The following is an 18,076-nucleotide window of genomic DNA, read 5'->3' as shown; positions in this document are numbered from 1 at the left end:
TGTAGAAAAGGGGGAGGGCGCGTTATGCTCTCTGTGTTGCCAAGCCTGCCAAGACCGGTCGTCAAGATCGTCGTCGGTCTGTGGCGCCGTCGCTGGTTGATTGCTGGTCTGGCGTGGCTCGCTGCCATGTCGGGCTGGCTGGCCAGCACGCTGATCCCGGACATGTATGAGAGCCGGGCGCAGGTTTACATCAATACCGATACGGCGCTCGATACTTCGCTTGCCGAGGTGAGCGGCAGGCCGAACCTTGAGAAGGGCGTGCGGATCATCCGGACGCAGCTTCTGTCCCGGGATAATATCGAGCAGGTCATTTACGAGACCGGCATGGATGCGGGCATTGACGGACCGGTTGAGCTCGAGCGCTCGATCCGTGAGCTGCAGGAACGCATCATCGTCGAGAACGAAGAAGAACAGTACTTCGTCATCACCTATCTCGACACTGACGCGGTCATGGCCCAGCGGGTGGTGTCATCTGTCCTTGATCTCTTTGTGGAACAGAACCTTGTTTCCGCCATCGCTGACAGCGATCGGGCGCTGACGACCCTCGACCGTGAGATCGCCGATCGCCGCGCCGCGCTCGAAGACATCGATCTGAAAATTGCCAATTATCGCCGCCTGAATGCCGATGAGCTGGCTGGCGGCGACCGGACCGGCCGTCGCCTAGACAGCAAGATCGAAGAGCAGTCGCGCCTGGAAGAGCAGATCACCTCTGTGACCATGCGGCGCGAACGCCTTGTCTCGTCGCTGACGACAACGCCGAAATACGCCCCCGGGTCTGATTTGGATCAGTTGAAGCTGCAGCTGGCGACCCTGCGCACCCAGTTCAACGAGAACTATCCCGACATTCAGCGTCTGAAGGCACAGATCGCCTCACTGGAATCGGGTTCGTCGACCCTTCCGCTGAACCCGCAATATGAGGCGCTGCAGGCCAATCTGGCGCTGGCGTCCGATGAACTGGCCGGGCTTCGACTGCGGGCTGATCGCGTGCAGGGGGAGATCGATGACCTCACCCTCGATGTGGCGCAGACGCCAGAAGCGGAATCGACCCTGGTCTCGCTGTTGCGCGAGAAAGAACAGATTGAGCGGACCTACAAGGAACTGGCCGGCGAGCGTGCCCAGATGGACGTGCGTGCCAATCTGACCCAGGCGGGCGGCGCCATTGAGTATCGCCGGTTCGAGGCCCCGACCGTAGCAGCAGAGCCGAGCTGGCCCCCACGCGGTCTTCTGGCCTTGGCTATCTTCGCGATGGCGATTGGCGGCGCGGCAGGCCTCGCCTTCATTCTGGCTCAATTGGACCGCACCTATACCCAGACGTCCGATATTGAGAATGCGCTGGGACTGCCAGTTCTTGGGGCGATCTCGCCGGCGCCAACAACGCAGAACCGACTGCGTGCCATTTTTGACCGAATGGCGATCACAGGTGCCCTAGGCGGCCTGCTGCTTGCAGCGATGGGCCTTTACTGGTGGTATGAGTTCCGGGTGGGCGATGTGAGTACTGAAGCGTTACAGAGTGCCACCGTGATGCAGGGAGACTTGCGATGAAACTGGTGGAACTGGCCCTGAATGGCCCCGGCGGTGAAAAGCCTTCCGACAGCAGCAATATCCTGCTTGGTCCCGGTGCTGTGCCGGTCCCGATGGATACGGCGCCCCTGCGGGTGGCCGAACCGCTCGAGCCCTTTGACATCGATCTGGAAGGTCTGGCGCGACAGGGCTTTTTCACGCCGTCGGACAGGCCTGAACGGCTGTCGCTGGAACTGCGCGCGATCAAGCGCCGCCTTCTGCGGCGGCTGAAATTCCGCAAGATAGCCAGCCGCCGCCGCGAGCCGGTGATGAATGAGCAGATGCAGCGCCCGTCCAATCTGGTGCTGACCACCTCGACGCGGCCGGCCGAAGGGAAGACCTTCACATCGATCAATCTGGCGCTCAGCCTGGCGCTCGAAGACAATATCGGCGTCGTCCTCGTCGATGCTGACCTGCCGCGCCCCAAAGTGCTGTCCCATTTTGGCCTCAAGGGCGGACGGGGCCTGTCGGACCTGATCGACCAGCCGGGCGACGTGCACTTGCGCGAGTGCCTGTTGCGCGAAAGGAACAGCCCGCTCGCCATTCTGCCTCAGGGGCAGTTTGACGGTAGCGCGATCGATCTATTCTCCCGTGAAGAAACATCGCTGTTCCTTCACGACCTGTCGAACCGCTTCCCGGATCGCCTGATCATCATCGACGCTCCGCCCGTGCTGGCGACGCCCGAGGCTGTGGCGCTGGCGCCGCATGTTGATGAGATTGTATTTGTTGTCGAAGCGAACGAAACCCCTGAACCTGCTGTCGCAACAGCTCTCGATGAGCTGCTGGACGTCAATGAGCGTATCAGTGTCGTTCTTAACCGTTGTCTCGTGACTGAGAATGCGATCCATTATGGATCGTACAAGGAGTATTACTACCGCCATGGCCGTGACAAAGAATAGCGCCCCCGTCGTCTCCTCGCGTCGCAAGCATGAGCTGCGACGCCTCCTGTCTCTCGCTGCAGCGCCTCTGGCGCTGTCGCCCGTTCTGGCCTCAGCACAGCAATCCGGCGGCGGTCAGCGCAGTTTCTCAGAGCAATCCTGGTCGCTCGATACACGGCTGATGTATTCGGACAATTATCGCCGCCTGCCGGATACGCTGACCCGCTACAACGTCTATGGTCCGGGGCAGAATGACTTTTTCACCGATGAGGTGGGGATTGAGCCGCTCGACAACATTATTGCCAGCGCCTCCCTGACCGGCACATCGGTCATTCAGCGTGTGTCTTTTACGGGCATTATGACGGGCAGCCTGCGGGTCGGTACCTATCTGAACGATGATCCGATCGAGGAACGCCTCGTCGATGCCGCCGATACGCCGGCACCGACGACCATACCCGATACGGCCACACCATCGGCCGCGCCATACGACGATATTGAATCGAGCTTTGGCTTTCGCGATGTCGACAGCGTGTTCATCGAACCGAATATCGGTGCTTCGGGCACCTTCCGCGTGGCGGACAATCTTCTCTACGTTGATGCTTCCGCCATCGTGCAGGAGCAGGCGCTGGGGCGCAGCAGTGCGCTTGTCTCCGCCGGGGTGGGGCAGTCCGACGAGGAAATCGTCTATGGCGGTTTCTCTGTCAGCCCGTACGTCTTGCGTCGTTTTGCCAATGACAGCCAGCTCGAGGTGCGCGGCCGTGCAACGTCAGTGAATGTTCTCGACGAGCGACTGGACAATCGCATTGCCCAGTTCCTGAGCGAGGCCGTCGATGACGACCTGCAATATGAGAACGACTCGATCGCCACCGAATTTCTGGCCAGCTATTCGAGCGGCAATCTCTTCGACCGGTTCGGCTTCAAGGTCGGGGCCTTCACCCGTGACGTCGAGGAAAGCGGCAGCGATCTGCTCGACGACACCCGCTTCACCCAGTCCAGTGCATCGTTCGATACGGAGTATCGCCTTAATCGGGTGGTCAGTCTGATTGCCGGTGTCGGCGTCGATGAGATCGACTTTGAACTGAGCGATATGGCCACGGCCGATGAGATCGCCGAATCTGAAGCGCGCGCCGATCGCCTCAACGGCACCTACTGGAATGCCGGGGTCAACCTGACCCCCTCAAAGAACAGCCAGTGGCGCGCCACGATTGGTGAGCGGTATGACGGCACATCGCTTGAAGTGAACGGGCGCTACCAGCCCATGAAGCGCCTGACGATCGTGGCGTCGGCCATGCGCAGTCTCAATACGGGACTGCAGGACTTTGCGTCCTCCGCGATTGCGTCCCAGACCCGGGCACTGCAGACCATTCGCCGTCTCGCCGACAGCCAGGATCAGGCATCGAAGGCACTTGTTGAACGGGCTATCGATTTTTCTGCAGGCTTTGAGGATGTGGAGCGCGGCAATTTCGGCGCTTCCGTTTTTGATCGGTATTCGGTGGGTCTGCGCGGCGATTTCGCCCGAACCAATCTCCGCCTGAACGTCAGTCAGACCGAGACCGATGCGACGGCAGACAATGCCAGCCGCAGCCAGCGCTCCATCAATCTCGGCGCCTCGCGCCAGCTGAGCCGCCGCCTCAACATCGATGCCAATGTGGCCTATACCGAGAGTGACGGCTTTGCCGGTCGTGACCGCTTTGTCGATACGGTAACCGAGCCTGGCAAAACGACCGAAACATTCCTCAGTGTCGGCGCCTCCTATCAGCTTGGTCGCCGTTTTGCGGCCACAGCATCAGCCTATCATGTCGATAGTGACAGCGCGGAAAGCCTCGGTGGCACGAGATTTGATTATCAGGAGAACGTCGTTGCCGTCGGCATGCGATGGAAATTCTGATGAAGCAACTAGTGTGGTGCGCGGATGAGTATCGAAGCGCGATTTGGCCTGAACAAGGTTCCTTTTGCATCTGAGCCTGGCCAGGCGTCTCTGGTCGAGGCTGAAGCCCAACGTCGCGCTCTGGCGCACCTGCGGTATGGAATTAAACAGGGCGAGGGGATCGTCATCGTCACCGGTGATGCCGGGGTTGGAAAATCCCTCATCGTGTCGCAGCTTCTGTCAGAAGAGCTGGTGCCGGGCCGCCGTGTCGTTGCCATCAACGCCCGTGATATCAGCGGTGCGGATGCTGATACCCCGATCCTGACTGCCATTGGCGGTCCTGCGGATGCCGAAGGGGAGGAGACCCTGATCGATGCACTGCATCGCGAGCGGGCGGCAGGGCGATCCTATTCCGTCGTCATTGATGACGCTGAGCATTTGCCGGACCTGTCGCTGGAGCGCCTCCGGCAACTGGCCAACATCTTCCATGATGGCGAAGCCCTGCTGCAGATCTCTTTGTGCGGTCGGACACCATTGCGCAGCGTGCTTTATCGCGCCGACATGGAGAAACTGCGCCAGCGCATCATCGCCTCCTATCACCTGCCGCCACTGTCTCCTGTGGAAGCCCGAGCCTATATCGGCAAACGCCTTGCCGCGGCCGGTGCCAGCCGGGACGATATCTTTTCCGATGACGCCCTGCGTGCCATCGTGGCCAAGACCAATGGTATACCAGCGCAGATCAACGAAGTTGCGACCCGCGCGCTGCACCAGGCTGACCGGGCCGGTCACAACCAGGTCAGCGAAGGCGATGTGCTGAATGAAACGGCGGTCGCCGATGATCCCGCGGCCGAGAAAGACGACACGGCCAGCACCGATGTCGCCGAAATGACCTCGACGCCGGTCGCCAATGAGCCAGCGCTTGAGCAGCCCGCTCCGCAGGCCGTCGACGTCGCCAGTGCTGAAACGGCTGAAGAGCCCGCGCCCACGTCCCTGCCACCGATTGAGCAACCGCCCCAGCGCCGCGGCGTTGCGGTCAGTGTCAGTCAGTTGAATGCGGCGATCGCGTCAATCAGCGGTCCGGCCCCGGGCGCGACCGCGGGAACGCCGCCGCCGGTACCGATACCGGTTCGCCGGCCCGCCATGTCGCCGCAGGACCTGATGCAGCGTCGCCAGCAGACGACCGCGGTGCCAACGCCACCAGCGCCAACCGGCCGGGCACTCCCCGCCGCCCCCGCCATGGAAGGGGAGCTTTGGGATCACGCTACCCAATTGTCGCCGGAAGACATCAGCCGTCTTGATGGCATGGACATGACCGCGATGCTCAGTGCCTGGGCGCCGTCCGAAGACAGTGAAACAAAGAAGGCCATGGGAGCTTTCCTGGCGGACACACGCTCAACCCTTGACAGGCTGCGGGCGACGCTCAAAACCCTGCGCGACGAAACCGAGCAACTTGAAGAGCGGCGCCGTCAATCGCGGGAGAATGTCAGTGCACGCCTCAAGAGCCTCAATGAGCGACTCGACACGTTGCGACGTGGCTGACACGCCTCGCCACGCCATGTCGGTGGATGTCGAGGACTGGTTCCAGGTCTGGGCCCTGTCCTCGGTCATTGAGCGGGCGGACTGGGAAAATTACGCGCTTCGCGTCCATGACACGACGAGCCGGATTCTCGACCTCTTCGACCGGCACGACGTCAAGGCGACGTTCTTTGTCCTTGGCTGGGTTGCTGAGCGCTGTCCCGAAACGATCAGGGCCCTTGCCAGCGCCGGGCATGAGATTGCCAGCCACGGCTATGACCACACCAAAGTGTTCGATCAGATGCCGGACGAATTTCGCGCCGATGTCATCAGGACGAAGTCGATTCTGGAGGACGTCACCGGCGTCCCCATTCGCGGTTACCGCGCCGCCGGTTTTTCGATGGACGGCCGGACGCCGCACGCGCACCGGATCCTGGGCGAGACGGGGCATAGCTATTCCTCATCCAGCCATCCGATCGCCCATGACCATTATGGCGATCCCAATGCCCCAATGGGTCCCTACGCAGCCGACCGGATCACCGAAATCCCTGTCGCTGTCGTGGAAATGATGGGGCGACGCCAGACCTGTGCCGGGGGCGGATGGTTTCGCGCCATGCCCTATGCAGCCAGTCAGTATATGTGGCGTGCGCTTGAGCGGTCGGGGCGCAATGGCGTCTTCTACTTCCACCCCTGGGAAATCGATCCAGGACAGCCGAAGGTCGCGGGGCTGCCGCTGAAATCCCGTCTGCGCCATCGTCTGAATCTCCAGCATATGGAAACGAAGCTAGAGCGTCTGGTTGGTGACTTCAGCTGGGGTCGGATCGACGAGGTGTTCGCGGACAAGATCGCCGCGCCTGTGCTGCAGGAAACACCGTGTCCGGCGTAAGCGTCCGGCAGGCGACCCCGGCTGATGCGGCGCGATGGGATGCCTATGCCGCTAGGGGCAGCTTTTTTCACCGCTTTGGCTGGGGCGATGTGGTGCGGCAGGCTTATGGCCAATCGCCCATCTATCTGTATGCAGAGCGTGACGGGCAGATTGCAGGCATCCTGCCGCTCATCGACCGTCGTTCCATGCTGCTCGGGCGGGCCCTGATATCAGTCGGCTTCACCACCGGCGGCGGCGTCATCGCCGATGATGATGATGAGGCGCGCCGGGCTTTGCTTGATGCCGCAGAGGCCGAGGCCACGCGGATCAAAGCTGACTATATCGAATTGCGCAGCCCTGATCAGCATGAGGAGGGATGGCACGAAAAGGCGGCCATCTATGACGCTTTCACGTGTCCTATTCTGCCCGATGAAGACAGCCGGCTGAAGGCTATTCCCCGTAAAAAGCGGGCCGATATCCGCAAAGCCATTGCGATGGCTGAAGAGGGCAGGCTGTCCGCCGAACAGTCCGCTGATATGCGGACGTTCTGGCTGCATTTCGCCGAGGCCCAGCGCAATCTGGGGACGCCGGTTTTTCCTCGCCAATGGCTGGAAGCCCAAAAGGCCGCCTTTGGTGATGCGATGGAGTTGACGCTGGTCCGTGCGGGGAGTGATCCCCTATGCGGCGTAATCAGCTATTATCATGGCGACACCGTCATCCTCTACAACGCCTTCATCTCACCGCGCGCCCGGGCGTTTCACGCCGGAGATTATCTGTACTGGTGGATGCTGGGGCATGCGGCGGAGCGGGGGTGCACGACCTTCGATCTTGGCCGCTCAAAGCGGGGGACAGGCTCCCACGCCTACAAGACCTTTTGGGGGATCGAGCCGCAGCCCATGACGTATCTGTATAAACTTCTCGGGGCGGAAGAAACACCGAACGTCAATCCGCAGAATCCAAAATTCGCGCTTCTGTCGCAAAGTTGGAAGCACCTGCCCATGCCGATCGCCACACGGCTTGGCCCCATGCTGGCGCGGCATCTGGCATGACAGCGCGGGCGCGCCAGAAGGCGATCTTTCTGTGTCACCGCATTCCCTATCCGCCGGACAAGGGGGACAAGATCCGGTCCTGGAACCTGCTTCGCCATCTGGCTGGTCGGTATGAGGTTTCGCTGGGGTGTCTCATCGACGACCCTGCGGATATGCAATATCGTGCCGTTCTGGATGATCTGTGTGCGGAGACGTTCTATCTGCCCCTGAACCGGTCGCGCATGATACGCCGCAGTCTGACGGCGCTGGCCAAGGGCAGGGCGGTCAGCTTCGGTATCTATCGGGACCGTGCGATGAGGGAGTGGGTTGAGCGACAGCGGCGAACGGGCCCGGCCGTGGAGATCGCCTTCTCGTCGCAGATGGCCCCCTATCTTGAGCATGCCACAGCGCCGGCCATCATCGATCTTTGTGATGCCGACAGTGCTAAATTTGCCGCCTATGCAGAAAACGGCAACGGTCTTCGGCGCGCGTTCTTTCGGCGCGAAGCCCGGCTCGTGCAGGCAGAGGAACGCGCAATGGCTCGCTGGGCCGCTGCCCTGTTTCTTGTATCGCCGGAAGAGGCGGACCTTGTCCGCCCACAGGACGGCGGGAAGGCAGACAAGGTGGACTGGTTCCGGAACGGGGTGGATACGGAGTATTGGGCGCCAGAAAAGGCGCAGGATATCCCTGCCGAGGCGTTCGATATCATTTTCACCGGGGCCATGGACTATCGCCCCAATATCGAGGCGGCGGTCTGGTTCGTGAAAGCGGTCTGGCCACAGCTTCGTCGGGTGCATCCACACCTGACATTCGGCATTGTCGGCGCACGACCGACCGACGTGGTCCTCGCCCTTGCCCAGACGGACGGGGTCACCGTCACCGGCCGTGTGCCTGATATCCGTCCGTATCTGACCGCCTCAAAGATTGCCGTCGCGCCGCTCGGCATTGCGCGCGGCGTGCAGAACAAGGTGCTGGAGGCGATGGCGATGGGCAAGCCGGTGGTCGCCAGTCCCGGGGCAGTGACCGGAACAGGTGCAGCGCCTGGCACGCACCTCGTCTGCGCCGATGGGGCGGAGGAAACGTTCACCGCTATTGATGCGCTGCTCGCATCGCCGTCGGAAGCCGCGCGTCTGGGCGAGGCGGCACAGACACTCATCCGGACGTCCTATCGCTGGTCCGACACGCTCGCGCGTTTCGATGCAGCTTTGCCACGGTCGCCAACCGATTGAGGCGCGTGGCCAAATTTGCCCTTGGCCGAACATTAATCCGTTGTTAACGTCCACATATCGCTGACGAATGGACCCGCTATGATCCGGATTCTACTCTCGCTCGCTATTGCCGCTGCGGCCTATTTCGGCCCGTGGATTATCGACGCCACCGGCACAATCACCAATTCGATGCCTGGCGCGACGATTGAGGGGATGAAATTCGCGGAAACGACCGCCGACTGCTTTATCGACCTGACCTTCAGTGTCTCTGGCGACTGCGCACCCGGTGGCGGTCTGATGGGCCAGTTGATGACCTATACGGTCATCGCCGGCGTGGTCTCGGCGGTCCTGAATATTCTGGGTCTGCTGCCGGTGATCGGTCGCGTGACCAGCATTTTGACGATTTTGACCGGGGCTCTGGCTGTTGTGACCTTTGCCCTGTTCGCGAAAGATCTCCTCATGATCGACGGGGCTTCGTTGAGCGATTTCCGGTGGGGTGGCTATGCCGTGGGGGCATTCGGACTTCTGGCAGCCCTTGTGGGCATGTCCGGTCTGAAGGGCGACGAGCACCGGTAGGGGGGAGAAGCCGAAATATCGGGAGGGTATTTCGGTCCGATCTGGGCAATCGGAAGAAAGATGGCGGGTCGGGGGCCCGCCATTTTTACATGTTTTTTCAGACGCCGCTGTCGAATGCGATTGCAGTTTACGGCCAGGTCGCCAGCGGCGGCAGGCTCGACAGAATCGACTCCACATTCCCGCCCGTGCGCAGGCCAAAGGTCGTACCGCGATCGTATAGCAGATTGAATTCGGCGTAGCGGCCGCGGCGGACCAGCTGTTCGGCGCGATCGTCGTCGCTCCACGGTGTGTTCATCCGCTGCCCGACGAGATCGGGATAAATATCGGCAAAGGCGCTGCCCACATCCTGCGTGAAGGCAAAGTCCGCGTCCCAGTCGCCGGTATCGTGGCGATCGTAGAAGATCCCACCGACGCCGCGCGCCTCGTTGCGGTGAGGCAGGAAGAAGTACTCGTCGCACCACGCCTTGAACTTCGGATAATAGGCCTCGTCATGGGCATCACAGGCGCTCTTGAACGCGGCATGAAAAGCGACCGTGTCCTCGTGGTCATCGCCCCGATAGCGGTCGAGCATGGGGTTGAGATCGCCGCCGCCGCCGAACCAGTTCTGGGTCGTCACGATCATGCGCGTGTTCAGATGGGCGGCTGGCGCATGAGGATTGCGCGTGTGGGCGATCAGGCTGATGCCCGAGGCCCAGAACCTAGGGTCCTCTGACGCGCCCGGGATCTGGTGCCGGAACTCTTCCGAGAATTCGCCATACACGGTGGAAACATGGACGCCAGCCTTTTCGAAGACACGGCCATGCAGCATGCCCATCACGCCGCCGCCATGGTCCTCTGAGGCCTCCTTTGACCGATCCCACGGTGAGAACGCGAAGCGGCCGGCCGGCATGTCGCCGTACAGGGCAGGGTCTGCTGCGTCTTCCAGCGCTTCGAAGCGGGCGCAGATCTTATCTCGCAACGCCTCGAACCAGCTCTTCGCTGCGGCTTTTCTGTCATCGATGGTGGTCATGCTGCGCCGTTAAGCTGATGGAGGGCCGGAATCAATTGTTCTTGGCGTGTCAGAAGGGGTGTAGCCGATCTGACGGCGGGCCTCTGACAGGGCGATGGCGGCAGCAACGGCCATGTTGAGTGACCGCGCCTGTGGTCCAAGCGGGATGCGCACCCGAGCCGCGGCCGCTGCATGGACATGGGGCGGGGCACCGGCGCTTTCCTGACCCATCACGATGAGATCCCCTGCCTGGAAAACGTGATCATGGATCGTCTGATCGGCTTTTGTCGTCAACAGAACCAGACGCCCCGGCGGTGAGGCATTGAATGCCGACCAGGACGGATGCCGCTGGGGCGGGGCGAGATCGGTGTAATCCATGGCCACACGCGCAATGTCTTTTGACTTCCAAGGAAACCCGCAGGGCTCAATTACATGCAGCCGCGCATCAAAACAGGCGGCAATACGAATCGCCGCACCAAGGTTCGTTGCGATTTCAGGCTGAAAAAGCACCAGACCGAGGGCTAAATTGTTAACTCTATCCACTAATCTTTCCCTCATACGCGGCGAATGCGCCCTAATGGGCATGGATCACTAGACTATCGAGAGAACGCATGGCAAAGCCGCCGCAATTTTTCCGACGGATTGAAGACACATGAGCGTATCAGAAGAGCCCACCATGTCTCCCGACGGCGTTGATCAAGGCCGCCGCGACTTTATTCATCTCCTCGCTACCGGGACGGCTGCGGCCGCTGCGGTCAGCGTGGTCCTGCCGCTGGTGCAGCAGATGAACCCCGCTGCCGACGTTCGCGCCCTCGCGACCAAAGAAGTCAGCTTGGGCTCGCTGGAGCCGGGGCAGGCCATCAAGGCGATGTGGCAGGGCAAGCCGGTGTTCATCCGCCGCCTGACGGACAAGGAAATGAAAGAGGACAAGGCGACACCGCTGAGTGCTCTGAAAGACAAGGACGCCCGCAACGCCAATCTTGGCAGTGGCGATGCGACCGAAGACAACCGTCTGGCGCAGGGCGACATGCTGATCGTTCTGGGCGTCTGTACGCACCTTGGCTGTATCCCGCTCGGCACGGCCGAGGGTGAGGTCAAAGGCGATTACGGCGGGTGGTTCTGCCCCTGTCACGGCAGCCACTACGACTCGCTTGGTCGTATCCGGAAGGGGCCAGCGCCCCAGAACCTCGCCGTTCCGCCGCTCGAATTCATCTCCGACACCGTTGTGAGGCTTGGCTAATCTGCAATGTCACATCAAAGCACATATGATCCCAAAACTGGCGTCGAGAAGTTCATTGACCGGCGCATGCCAATTGTCCGTCTGGGCTATGACAGCTTCGTCGATTTTCCGACGCCAAAGAACCTGAACTATTTCTGGACCTTCGGCGGCATCCTCGCGATCATGCTGATGGTGCAGATCGTGACCGGCGTGGTTCTTGCCATGCACTATACCGCCCATACCGAATGGGCGTTCTGGTCTGTCGAGCACATCGACCGTGACGTAAACTTTGGCTGGCTCATCCGCGACACGCATATGAACGGCGCGTCGATGTTCTTCATCGCCGTCTATCTGCACATTGCCCGGGGCTTCTATTATGGTTCCTACAAGGAACCGCGGGAGATCCTGTGGATCCTCGGCGTTCTCATCTTCCTCCTGATGATGGGCACCGCGTTCATGGGCTATGTGCTGCCATGGGGTCAGATGTCCTATTGGGGCGCGACTGTGATTACCTCACTGGCATCTGCGGTGCCGGTGGTCGGTGACCCGATCAAGACCCTCCTCTGGGGCGGTTTCTCGGTCGACAACCCGACGCTGAACCGGTTCTTCGCGCTGCATTACCTGATGCCATTCCTGATTGCTGGTCTTGTGATCCTGCACATCTGGGCGCTGCACGTGCCGGGCAACAACAACCCGTCAGGCATCGATGTTCAGGACGAGAAAGACACCGTGCCTTTCCACCCGTATTACACGGTGAAAGACGGCTTCGCGATTATCCTGTTCATGATCCTGTTCATGACGTTCGTGTTCTTCATGCCGGACGCCCTGGGTCACCCGGACAACTATATCCGCGCCAATCCGCTGGTGACGCCGGCACACATCGTTCCTGAATGGTACTTCCTGCCGTTTTACGCGATGCTGCGCGCCATCACGTTTGATATCGGCATTCCGTTCACAGATATCGTCCTGATCAACTCAAAGCTCGGCGGGGTGATCGCCATGCTGGCGTCGATCCTGATCTGGCTTCTCCTGCCATGGCTTGACCGCTCCAAGGTCAGATCCATGCGTTATCGGCCAATTGCCAAGCTGTGGCTCCTGGTTCTGTTCGTGGACTTCTTCTTCCTCGGATGGCTCGGCGGTAAACCGGCCGAACAGCCTTACATCATGATGGCGCAGTTCGGCACGGCGTATTACTTTGCCTACTTCCTCATCATCCTGCCGGTGCTGTCGGTGACTGAAACACCGAAAGAACTGCCACGCTCGATCTCGGAAGCGGTTCTGAAAGACAAGAAAAAGCATCTCATCCCGACCGTTCCAAAGGACCTGCCGGGTACGGCGACGCGTCCGGTGCCGGCGGAGTAAGAACAATGAAAATGATGATGAAATCCGCTGCTCTTGCCGCCTTTGCCGCCCTTGGCCTGACATCTGCTGCTACGGCTGCCGAAGGTCAAACCAAGGAACTGAAGCACGTTCACGAAAGCTGGGCGGGTATCCTTGGTCACTACGACCAGGCCCAGCTGCAGCGCGGCTATCAGGTCTACCGGACCGTCTGTGCCTCCTGTCACTCCATGGACCTCGTCGCGTTCCGCCATCTGGGCCAAAAGGGTGGGCCGTTCTATCTGGACCGCTGTCCTGAAGGTCTTGGCATCCCGGAGTCGACGGACTGTTCGAACCCGGTGTCCAACCCGATCATCAAGTCGCTGGCCAAGGACTATCAGTTCGAAGACGGACCCGATGATGCCGGTGACATGTTCATGCGTGCGGGTCTGGTATCTGATTATCTGCCATCACCCTATGCCAACCGTGAACAGGCCCAGGCGGCCAATGGTGGGGCGTATCCTCCTGACATGAGCCTTCTGGTGAAAGCCCGGCATCATGGCCCGGCTTATATCTATAGCCTCATCACGGGCTATGAGGAGCCGCCGGAAACGATCTCGGTTCCTGCGGGGCAGCATTACAACCCGTACTATCCCGGCGACACCAAAGCGCTTCTGAAGCCTGAATATGTTGATGAGGAAGGTCACGTCAAAGACGGCGTCGAACTGCCTCCAGGCGGCGTCTTCAAAATGGCAGCGCCGCTTAAAGATGGCGTCATCAGCTATGAAGACGGCTCGCCCGAAACGGTCGAGCAGTATGCCGAGGACGTGGTTGCTTTCCTGCAATGGGCCGCCGAGCCCAAGCTGGAACAGCGTAAATCGCTGGGCCGCGCCGTGCTCCTCTATCTCCTGATCTTCGCCGGGATCGTTTACTTTTCCTACAAGCAGATCTGGAAGAAGGTTCACTGATGAGTGACGAAATGAGCCTCGCTGTCATCGGTGGCAGCGGGCTCTACGCGCTCGATGGTCTTGAAACAGTTGCCGAGCACGATATCGACACGCCCTGGGGCAAGCCGTCCGATCCCATTCTGGAAGGACGGCTCTCCGGCGTCCGCATGCTCTTCCTGCCTCGCCACGGCGCGGGGCACCGCATTCCCCCATCCGATCTGAATTTCCAGGCCAACATCGCCGCGCTGAAAATGCTCGGTGCGACAGACGTGCTGTCCATCTCGGCCTGCGGGTCGTTCCGCGAAGAACTGGCGCCGGGGACCTTTGTGGTGGTCGACCAGTTCATCGACAGAACGCGCGGACGGGCCTCCAGCTTTTTTGGTCCCGGTCTTGTCGCCCACGTCTCCATGGCGCACCCCGTCTGCCCCGGCCTGTCCCAGCGGGTCTTTGATGCCTGCGAAGCATCGGATATCGCCGTGCACATGGGCGGGACCTACCTCGCCATGGAGGGGCCGCAGTTCTCGACCCTCGCAGAATCCAAGCTCTATCGATCCTGGGGCTGCGATGTGATCGGCATGACCAACATGCCCGAAGCCAAACTCGCCCGGGAAGCCGAATTGCCTTACGCGGCCCTCGCCATGGTCACGGATTATGATTGCTGGCACGAGGAAGTGGCGGCGGTCGAAGTCTCGAACGTGCTCGAAGTGCTGCGTGGCAACGCGGATAAAGCCCGGACCATGCTGCAGAAACTGGCGCCGACCATCGGCCCGAAACGCACACCGTCGCCAGCTGGCATCGAAACCGTGCTCGACTTTGCCCTGATCACGGCACCGGATCATCGCGATCCTGTCCTCATGAAAAAACTCGCCCCGATTATCTCTCGCGTTACAAGTTAATTCGACCTGTGGAACCATTACGGTTCTGTCGTGTTCTCTTCTCAAACCAAAGGAGAGGTTTCCATGGGTAAAGTTATTGCCGCAATTGTTGTTGTTCTGGTCGCCGCAGTGGCGTGGATGTATTTCACTGATACGGACGTTGAAGGCGGCGAAATGCCTTCCGTCGACGTTGATGGTGGGGAATTGCCTGACGTTGAAGTCCGCGGTCCAGAAGTCAGCACCGGGACGAAAGAAGTCACGATGGAAGTGCCAACGGTCAGCGTTGACGTTCCTGAAGACGACGCTGATGGCCTTGAAGACGAAGTCATTGATGACGAAGGTCTGAACGCACCTGACGTTGATGTCGAAGCTGATGTTGATGTCGACGACAGCAAAGACCCTGGCAATTAATTGATTGCTTGATGCTCAGTCAGAACGGCTCGCCTCGAAAGGGGCGGGCCGTTTTGCTGTCGGTCCCTCTGTCGTCAGTCGCATTGATCCGTACCCGTTCGGGTGCGGGCCAGCTGAGCCTCCGTCGTGGCGATCCGCCCCCGGCTGATTTCGGGCAGAATTTCACAGCCATATCCCTTGTCGGTTCGCCGGATGATCCGGGCTTTCACCTTGCCGATGGCGATAATGTCATCGATCTCCGCCACGTGATCCATTGCGATGGCCATGCCGCTCAATGAGATGTCCATGACCCGTGCGGGGATTTGGCGGCCATCGGGCAGGGTGCACAGGGTTCGCGGCACGTCGGCCTTTATCCGTTCGGCGCCGCGCTGGCGGCGCTCCTGCCGCTCAGACACGGGCCGGATGGGGGAGGAGCCACCATACTTCTCGTCGAGATAGCGCCAGAGGTTTGAATGCTTTTTCTCTGAACGGCGTACCGCGATGCTGACGACATCCCGTCCGACCTGCCGCAGGGTCCCCTCGAACCGCTCACCGGTTTCAAGATAAAGGACGACCGATGCATTATCTGCAGCGTCGTGTACGCCTTCGACCAGAACACCGCCTCTGGCCATCCGGACAACGCGGCCTGACCGCTCGGGCATTCCCTGTATAAGCAATCGTGCCGGCAGATCGGTCCGATAGCTTTTGACTGTACCCATCAACGCAACTCCCCACGCATACGGTGGGCAGGCTGGCGCTAAGTTATGACGATCGCGTTTTTACGCCCCGCTAATTTCTATTAAAAATCAACTAAATTCAGCCCGACCATCCCCGCGGACCCGGTGTCACATCGATCTCGAAGGGTTTGCGGCCCGGTAGCGCATTTGGCTTGGCGGCTTCTTCGTGAGGTTGGGGCGCAGGCTCTGGCTGCGGTGAAGCCGTCACGGCTGACAGTGGTGTGGCGGACGCCAGATTCGCCTTGGTCACGCGCGCATAGGCGGCTGCTGTGCCGACCAATATCGACAGAAACGGCTCGATATAGGACACGGTACTGATGGTCATGATCATGGCCATCATGCCAGCCATCAGCGCCGCAACGCCGTATCCAATGCCCGCAGAACCATCATCGGTCAGCGGGCCGGACCCAAATCGCAACCGGTCCGCGTGTTTGATGGATCGCAGCCCGGCGTTCGAAAACAGCAGGATATGCAGCATCAGGCCGATCAGCCCGAATTTCAGCGCATACTGAACATAGGTGTTCACGAAATCGATAATGCCGTCGCCCTGCCAGAGATGCTGGAAGTTCGGGCTGTTGTAGTAGTCAGGATTGCCGAAAAAGGGTGAGCCCTTCACTTCCTTGACGCTGGCTTCAAGCAGCTCCTGGCGGTATTCGAATGTTCCGTATTTGTCGACGGATTCAAAGCCCGACGCGCTGAGCGCGAGGTAGAGAGTGATCATGACAGCGCCAAGGCCAGTGACCAGCGCGATGCGCGCGCCCACAGACTTGATCTTGCAGACAAGCAACGCCGCGCCAGCCGCCATGGCGGTGAGGTAGGCCCCCCGGGCCTGGGTCGCCAGGAGGATGAAGAGCCCTCCGCCCAGCCATCCCCAAATGAAGATCTTCGATGTTGTCAGCTGTTTGCGCAGGAACCACAGCGCCATCATGAACGCCGTCAGACAGATTCCGATCACCGTCGGCTCGGTCGTTACGGCGACACGGACGGCACCGGACCGATAGAACGCGGCCATCATCTCAACAAACGTCGCCGCCTGAAAATACAGGTTCCAGTTCATCGCCCAGCACATCAGCCCAGCGGCAACCATCATCACACCATTGGTCATGGTCGCAATGACGAGGGCGCGAATGGCATTCCAGTTCGCCAGGCCCCGGGACATGACGGCATAGGGAATGTAGAGGATCGTGAACTGCAGGATGATGTTGCGAAGCGTGTTGGTGAATGTCGCATTTGCCCCGCGCGACAACAGAAACGCGGTCAGGCCAACGAGAAACAGCACCAGGAAATCGGTACCCGGCGTGCCGGCTCGGGGATCATCCTTTGGCCGCTGCACCATAAAGCCGATCAGAGCAGGGATGCCGACGGCGAGCGCGACCATCATCGCCGGGTCAATGACGATCAGATAGTTGATGCCCGGGAACGGGACGCGGTACTGCATCCGGGAAACGATGGCGACGATGGCGGTCAGATAGAAGGCCGGGCGATAATCCATCTCCTTGGGCGCCAGGATGATCGCTGCAATGGCAAGCAGCAGGAACCGGACCCAGACCACGGCGGCAAGCATCAGAATGGTCGCCGCCACGAACCAGAACAGAACCACCCGGTTGGAGATCGGGTCATCCTTCACTTTCGGGCGGAAGAAAGCGGCGAAGGACAAGGCGATCATCAACAGGATGAACGCTTTTATATCCATGGCGTTGGGCATTTAAGGTTCGCTCTGTTGCGGGTCGGTAGGCGCTGTGCTCGGGGCCGGCCTTATCCTCCTATAGGATAGTTACCAGAACCGCGCGTTAACATGATTTGATTTGTCGCGGCGATGATCATCGTCCGTGACAGCGGAATTCTTCTGCAGATATGTCTTTTTCTGCTTGAACGCGAAGCTGCAGCTTTGTATGCCCCGGTTCTCGTTTCGGGCACGCGCTCGGCGACGGGCGTATAGCTCAGTGGTAGAGCACTACGTTGACATCGTAGGGGTCCCAAGTTCGAACCTTGGTACGCCCACCATTCTCGATCTCTCAGAGCCGAGCTGGTGGTTTTTTTATCAGGCAGTCGCTCTTCGTGGCGCCGCCCCTGATACGTAGAGCTAGTTTTAAGCCTTTGGTCGTA

Annotated in this window: 17 protein-coding genes and 1 tRNA gene; 14 read left to right on the top strand and 4 right to left on the bottom strand. The window is 60.2% G+C overall.

What is annotated here, in order from left to right; all coding sequences use genetic code 11:
* The first annotated feature begins 24 nt into the window (after positions 1-24).
* The 8 genes from RUI03_RS10250 (at position 25) to RUI03_RS10215 (ending at position 9,497) form a co-directional block, all read left to right on the top strand.
* Complete coding sequence (locus RUI03_RS10250; RefSeq protein WP_317287363.1) at positions 25-1,542, top strand: XrtA system polysaccharide chain length determinant; 1,518 nt, start codon at positions 25-27, stop codon at positions 1,540-1,542.
* Positions 1,539-2,459 carry a hypothetical protein gene (locus RUI03_RS10245; RefSeq protein WP_317287362.1) on the top strand — a complete coding sequence of 307 codons (921 nt, stop codon included), beginning with the start codon at positions 1,539-1,541 and terminating at the stop codon, positions 2,457-2,459. Before RUI03_RS10250 ends, RUI03_RS10245 begins: the two co-directional genes overlap by 4 nt.
* Positions 2,440-4,326, top strand: a complete 1,887-nt coding sequence (locus RUI03_RS10240; protein WP_317287361.1) for a hypothetical protein — start codon at positions 2,440-2,442, stop codon at positions 4,324-4,326. The genes RUI03_RS10245 and RUI03_RS10240 overlap by 20 nt, the downstream gene beginning before the upstream one ends.
* A gap of 24 nt (positions 4,327-4,350) precedes the next feature.
* Complete coding sequence (locus tag RUI03_RS10235; RefSeq protein WP_317287360.1) at positions 4,351-5,844, top strand: ExeA family protein; 1,494 nt, start codon at positions 4,351-4,353, stop codon at positions 5,842-5,844.
* Positions 5,813-6,706 (top strand): XrtA system polysaccharide deacetylase, encoded by an 894-nt coding sequence (locus RUI03_RS10230; protein ID WP_317287359.1) that lies wholly within the window; start codon positions 5,813-5,815, stop codon positions 6,704-6,706. The genes RUI03_RS10235 and RUI03_RS10230 overlap by 32 nt, the downstream gene beginning before the upstream one ends.
* Complete coding sequence (locus tag RUI03_RS10225; protein WP_317287358.1) at positions 6,694-7,734, top strand: FemAB family XrtA/PEP-CTERM system-associated protein; 1,041 nt, start codon at positions 6,694-6,696, stop codon at positions 7,732-7,734. Before RUI03_RS10230 ends, RUI03_RS10225 begins: the two co-directional genes overlap by 13 nt.
* Complete coding sequence (locus RUI03_RS10220) at positions 7,731-8,942, top strand: TIGR03087 family PEP-CTERM/XrtA system glycosyltransferase (protein ID WP_317287357.1); 1,212 nt, start codon at positions 7,731-7,733, stop codon at positions 8,940-8,942. The genes RUI03_RS10225 and RUI03_RS10220 overlap by 4 nt, the downstream gene beginning before the upstream one ends.
* A 78-nt stretch (positions 8,943-9,020) precedes the next feature.
* Positions 9,021-9,497 carry a hypothetical protein gene (locus tag RUI03_RS10215; protein ID WP_317287356.1) on the top strand — a complete coding sequence of 159 codons (477 nt, stop codon included), beginning with the start codon at positions 9,021-9,023 and terminating at the stop codon, positions 9,495-9,497.
* Positions 9,498-9,624: 127 nt separating this feature from the next.
* Here RUI03_RS10215 and hemF read toward each other — a convergent pair whose 3' ends face one another.
* Complete coding sequence (gene hemF, locus RUI03_RS10210; RefSeq protein ID WP_317287355.1) at positions 9,625-10,506, bottom strand: oxygen-dependent coproporphyrinogen oxidase; 882 nt, start codon at positions 10,504-10,506, stop codon at positions 9,625-9,627.
* A 9-nt stretch (positions 10,507-10,515) separates the two neighbouring features.
* Complete coding sequence (locus RUI03_RS10205; protein WP_317287354.1) at positions 10,516-11,028, bottom strand: tRNA (cytidine(34)-2'-O)-methyltransferase; 513 nt, start codon at positions 11,026-11,028, stop codon at positions 10,516-10,518.
* 109 nt (positions 11,029-11,137) lie between these two features.
* On the opposite strand from RUI03_RS10205, the gene petA reads away from it, so the two are divergent.
* The 5 genes from petA to RUI03_RS10180 all read left to right on the top strand — a co-directional run bounded on the left by petA (position 11,138) and on the right by RUI03_RS10180 (position 15,254).
* The gene (gene petA, locus RUI03_RS10200; RefSeq protein ID WP_317287353.1) at positions 11,138-11,725 is read left to right on the top strand and encodes a ubiquinol-cytochrome c reductase iron-sulfur subunit; all 588 of its coding nucleotides are present in this window, start codon (positions 11,138-11,140) and stop codon (positions 11,723-11,725) included.
* Positions 11,726-11,731: 6 nt separating this feature from the next.
* On the top strand, positions 11,732-13,066 hold the full coding sequence (locus RUI03_RS10195) for a cytochrome b/b6 (RefSeq protein ID WP_317287352.1): 1,335 nt from the start codon (positions 11,732-11,734) through the stop codon (positions 13,064-13,066).
* A gap of 11 nt (positions 13,067-13,077) precedes the next feature.
* Entirely contained in the window at positions 13,078-13,989 is a 912-nt protein-coding gene (locus RUI03_RS10190) for a cytochrome c1 (protein ID WP_317287351.1), read from the top strand.
* Positions 13,989-14,864 (top strand): S-methyl-5'-thioadenosine phosphorylase, encoded by an 876-nt coding sequence (locus RUI03_RS10185; RefSeq protein ID WP_317287350.1) that lies wholly within the window; start codon positions 13,989-13,991, stop codon positions 14,862-14,864. Before RUI03_RS10190 ends, RUI03_RS10185 begins: the two co-directional genes overlap by 1 nt.
* Positions 14,865-14,927: 63 nt before the next feature.
* Positions 14,928-15,254 carry a hypothetical protein gene (locus RUI03_RS10180; protein ID WP_317287349.1) on the top strand — a complete coding sequence of 109 codons (327 nt, stop codon included), beginning with the start codon at positions 14,928-14,930 and terminating at the stop codon, positions 15,252-15,254.
* A 74-nt stretch (positions 15,255-15,328) separates the two neighbouring features.
* Here the strand turns inward: RUI03_RS10180 and RUI03_RS10175 are convergent, their stop codons facing one another.
* Complete coding sequence (locus RUI03_RS10175) at positions 15,329-15,952, bottom strand: PilZ domain-containing protein (RefSeq protein WP_317287348.1); 624 nt, start codon at positions 15,950-15,952, stop codon at positions 15,329-15,331.
* Between the two features lie 97 nt (positions 15,953-16,049).
* Entirely contained in the window at positions 16,050-17,675 is a 1,626-nt protein-coding gene (locus tag RUI03_RS10170; RefSeq protein ID WP_317287347.1) for an O-antigen ligase family protein, read from the bottom strand.
* Between the two features lie 224 nt (positions 17,676-17,899).
* Here RUI03_RS10170 and RUI03_RS10165 point away from each other — a divergent pair.
* A tRNA-Val gene (locus RUI03_RS10165) sits at positions 17,900-17,974 on the top strand.
* The last annotated feature ends 102 nt before the right edge of the window (positions 17,975-18,076 follow it).

Origin of the sequence: Parvularcula sp. LCG005, from assembly GCF_032930845.1 — a bacterium.
GTDB lineage: Bacteria > Pseudomonadota > Alphaproteobacteria > Caulobacterales > Parvularculaceae > Parvularcula.
Note: the sequence above shows the minus strand (reverse complement) of the source record. Positions and strands in the feature narration are given on the sequence as shown.

Coding starts and splice junctions, on each gene's coding strand:
- hemF (WP_317287355.1), bottom strand. CDS start 10,506: ATGACCACCATCGATGACAGAAAAGCCGCAGCGAAGAGCTGGTTCGAG.
- RUI03_RS10175 (WP_317287348.1), bottom strand. CDS start 15,952: ATGGGTACAGTCAAAAGCTATCGGACCGATCTGCCGGCACGATTGCTT.
- RUI03_RS10180 (WP_317287349.1), top strand. CDS start 14,928: ATGGGTAAAGTTATTGCCGCAATTGTTGTTGTTCTGGTCGCCGCAGTG.
- petA (WP_317287353.1), top strand. CDS start 11,138: ATGAGCGTATCAGAAGAGCCCACCATGTCTCCCGACGGCGTTGATCAA.
- RUI03_RS10215 (WP_317287356.1), top strand. CDS start 9,021: ATGATCCGGATTCTACTCTCGCTCGCTATTGCCGCTGCGGCCTATTTC.
- RUI03_RS10185 (WP_317287350.1), top strand. CDS start 13,989: ATGAGTGACGAAATGAGCCTCGCTGTCATCGGTGGCAGCGGGCTCTAC.
- RUI03_RS10195 (WP_317287352.1), top strand. CDS start 11,732: ATGTCACATCAAAGCACATATGATCCCAAAACTGGCGTCGAGAAGTTC.
- RUI03_RS10240 (WP_317287361.1), top strand. CDS start 2,440: ATGGCCGTGACAAAGAATAGCGCCCCCGTCGTCTCCTCGCGTCGCAAG.
- RUI03_RS10230 (WP_317287359.1), top strand. CDS start 5,813: ATGAGCGACTCGACACGTTGCGACGTGGCTGACACGCCTCGCCACGCC.
- RUI03_RS10250 (WP_317287363.1), top strand. CDS start 25: ATGCTCTCTGTGTTGCCAAGCCTGCCAAGACCGGTCGTCAAGATCGTC.
- RUI03_RS10245 (WP_317287362.1), top strand. CDS start 1,539: ATGAAACTGGTGGAACTGGCCCTGAATGGCCCCGGCGGTGAAAAGCCT.
- RUI03_RS10190 (WP_317287351.1), top strand. CDS start 13,078: ATGATGATGAAATCCGCTGCTCTTGCCGCCTTTGCCGCCCTTGGCCTG.
- RUI03_RS10235 (WP_317287360.1), top strand. CDS start 4,351: ATGAGTATCGAAGCGCGATTTGGCCTGAACAAGGTTCCTTTTGCATCT.
- RUI03_RS10220 (WP_317287357.1), top strand. CDS start 7,731: ATGACAGCGCGGGCGCGCCAGAAGGCGATCTTTCTGTGTCACCGCATT.
- RUI03_RS10170 (WP_317287347.1), bottom strand. CDS start 17,675: ATGCCCAACGCCATGGATATAAAAGCGTTCATCCTGTTGATGATCGCC.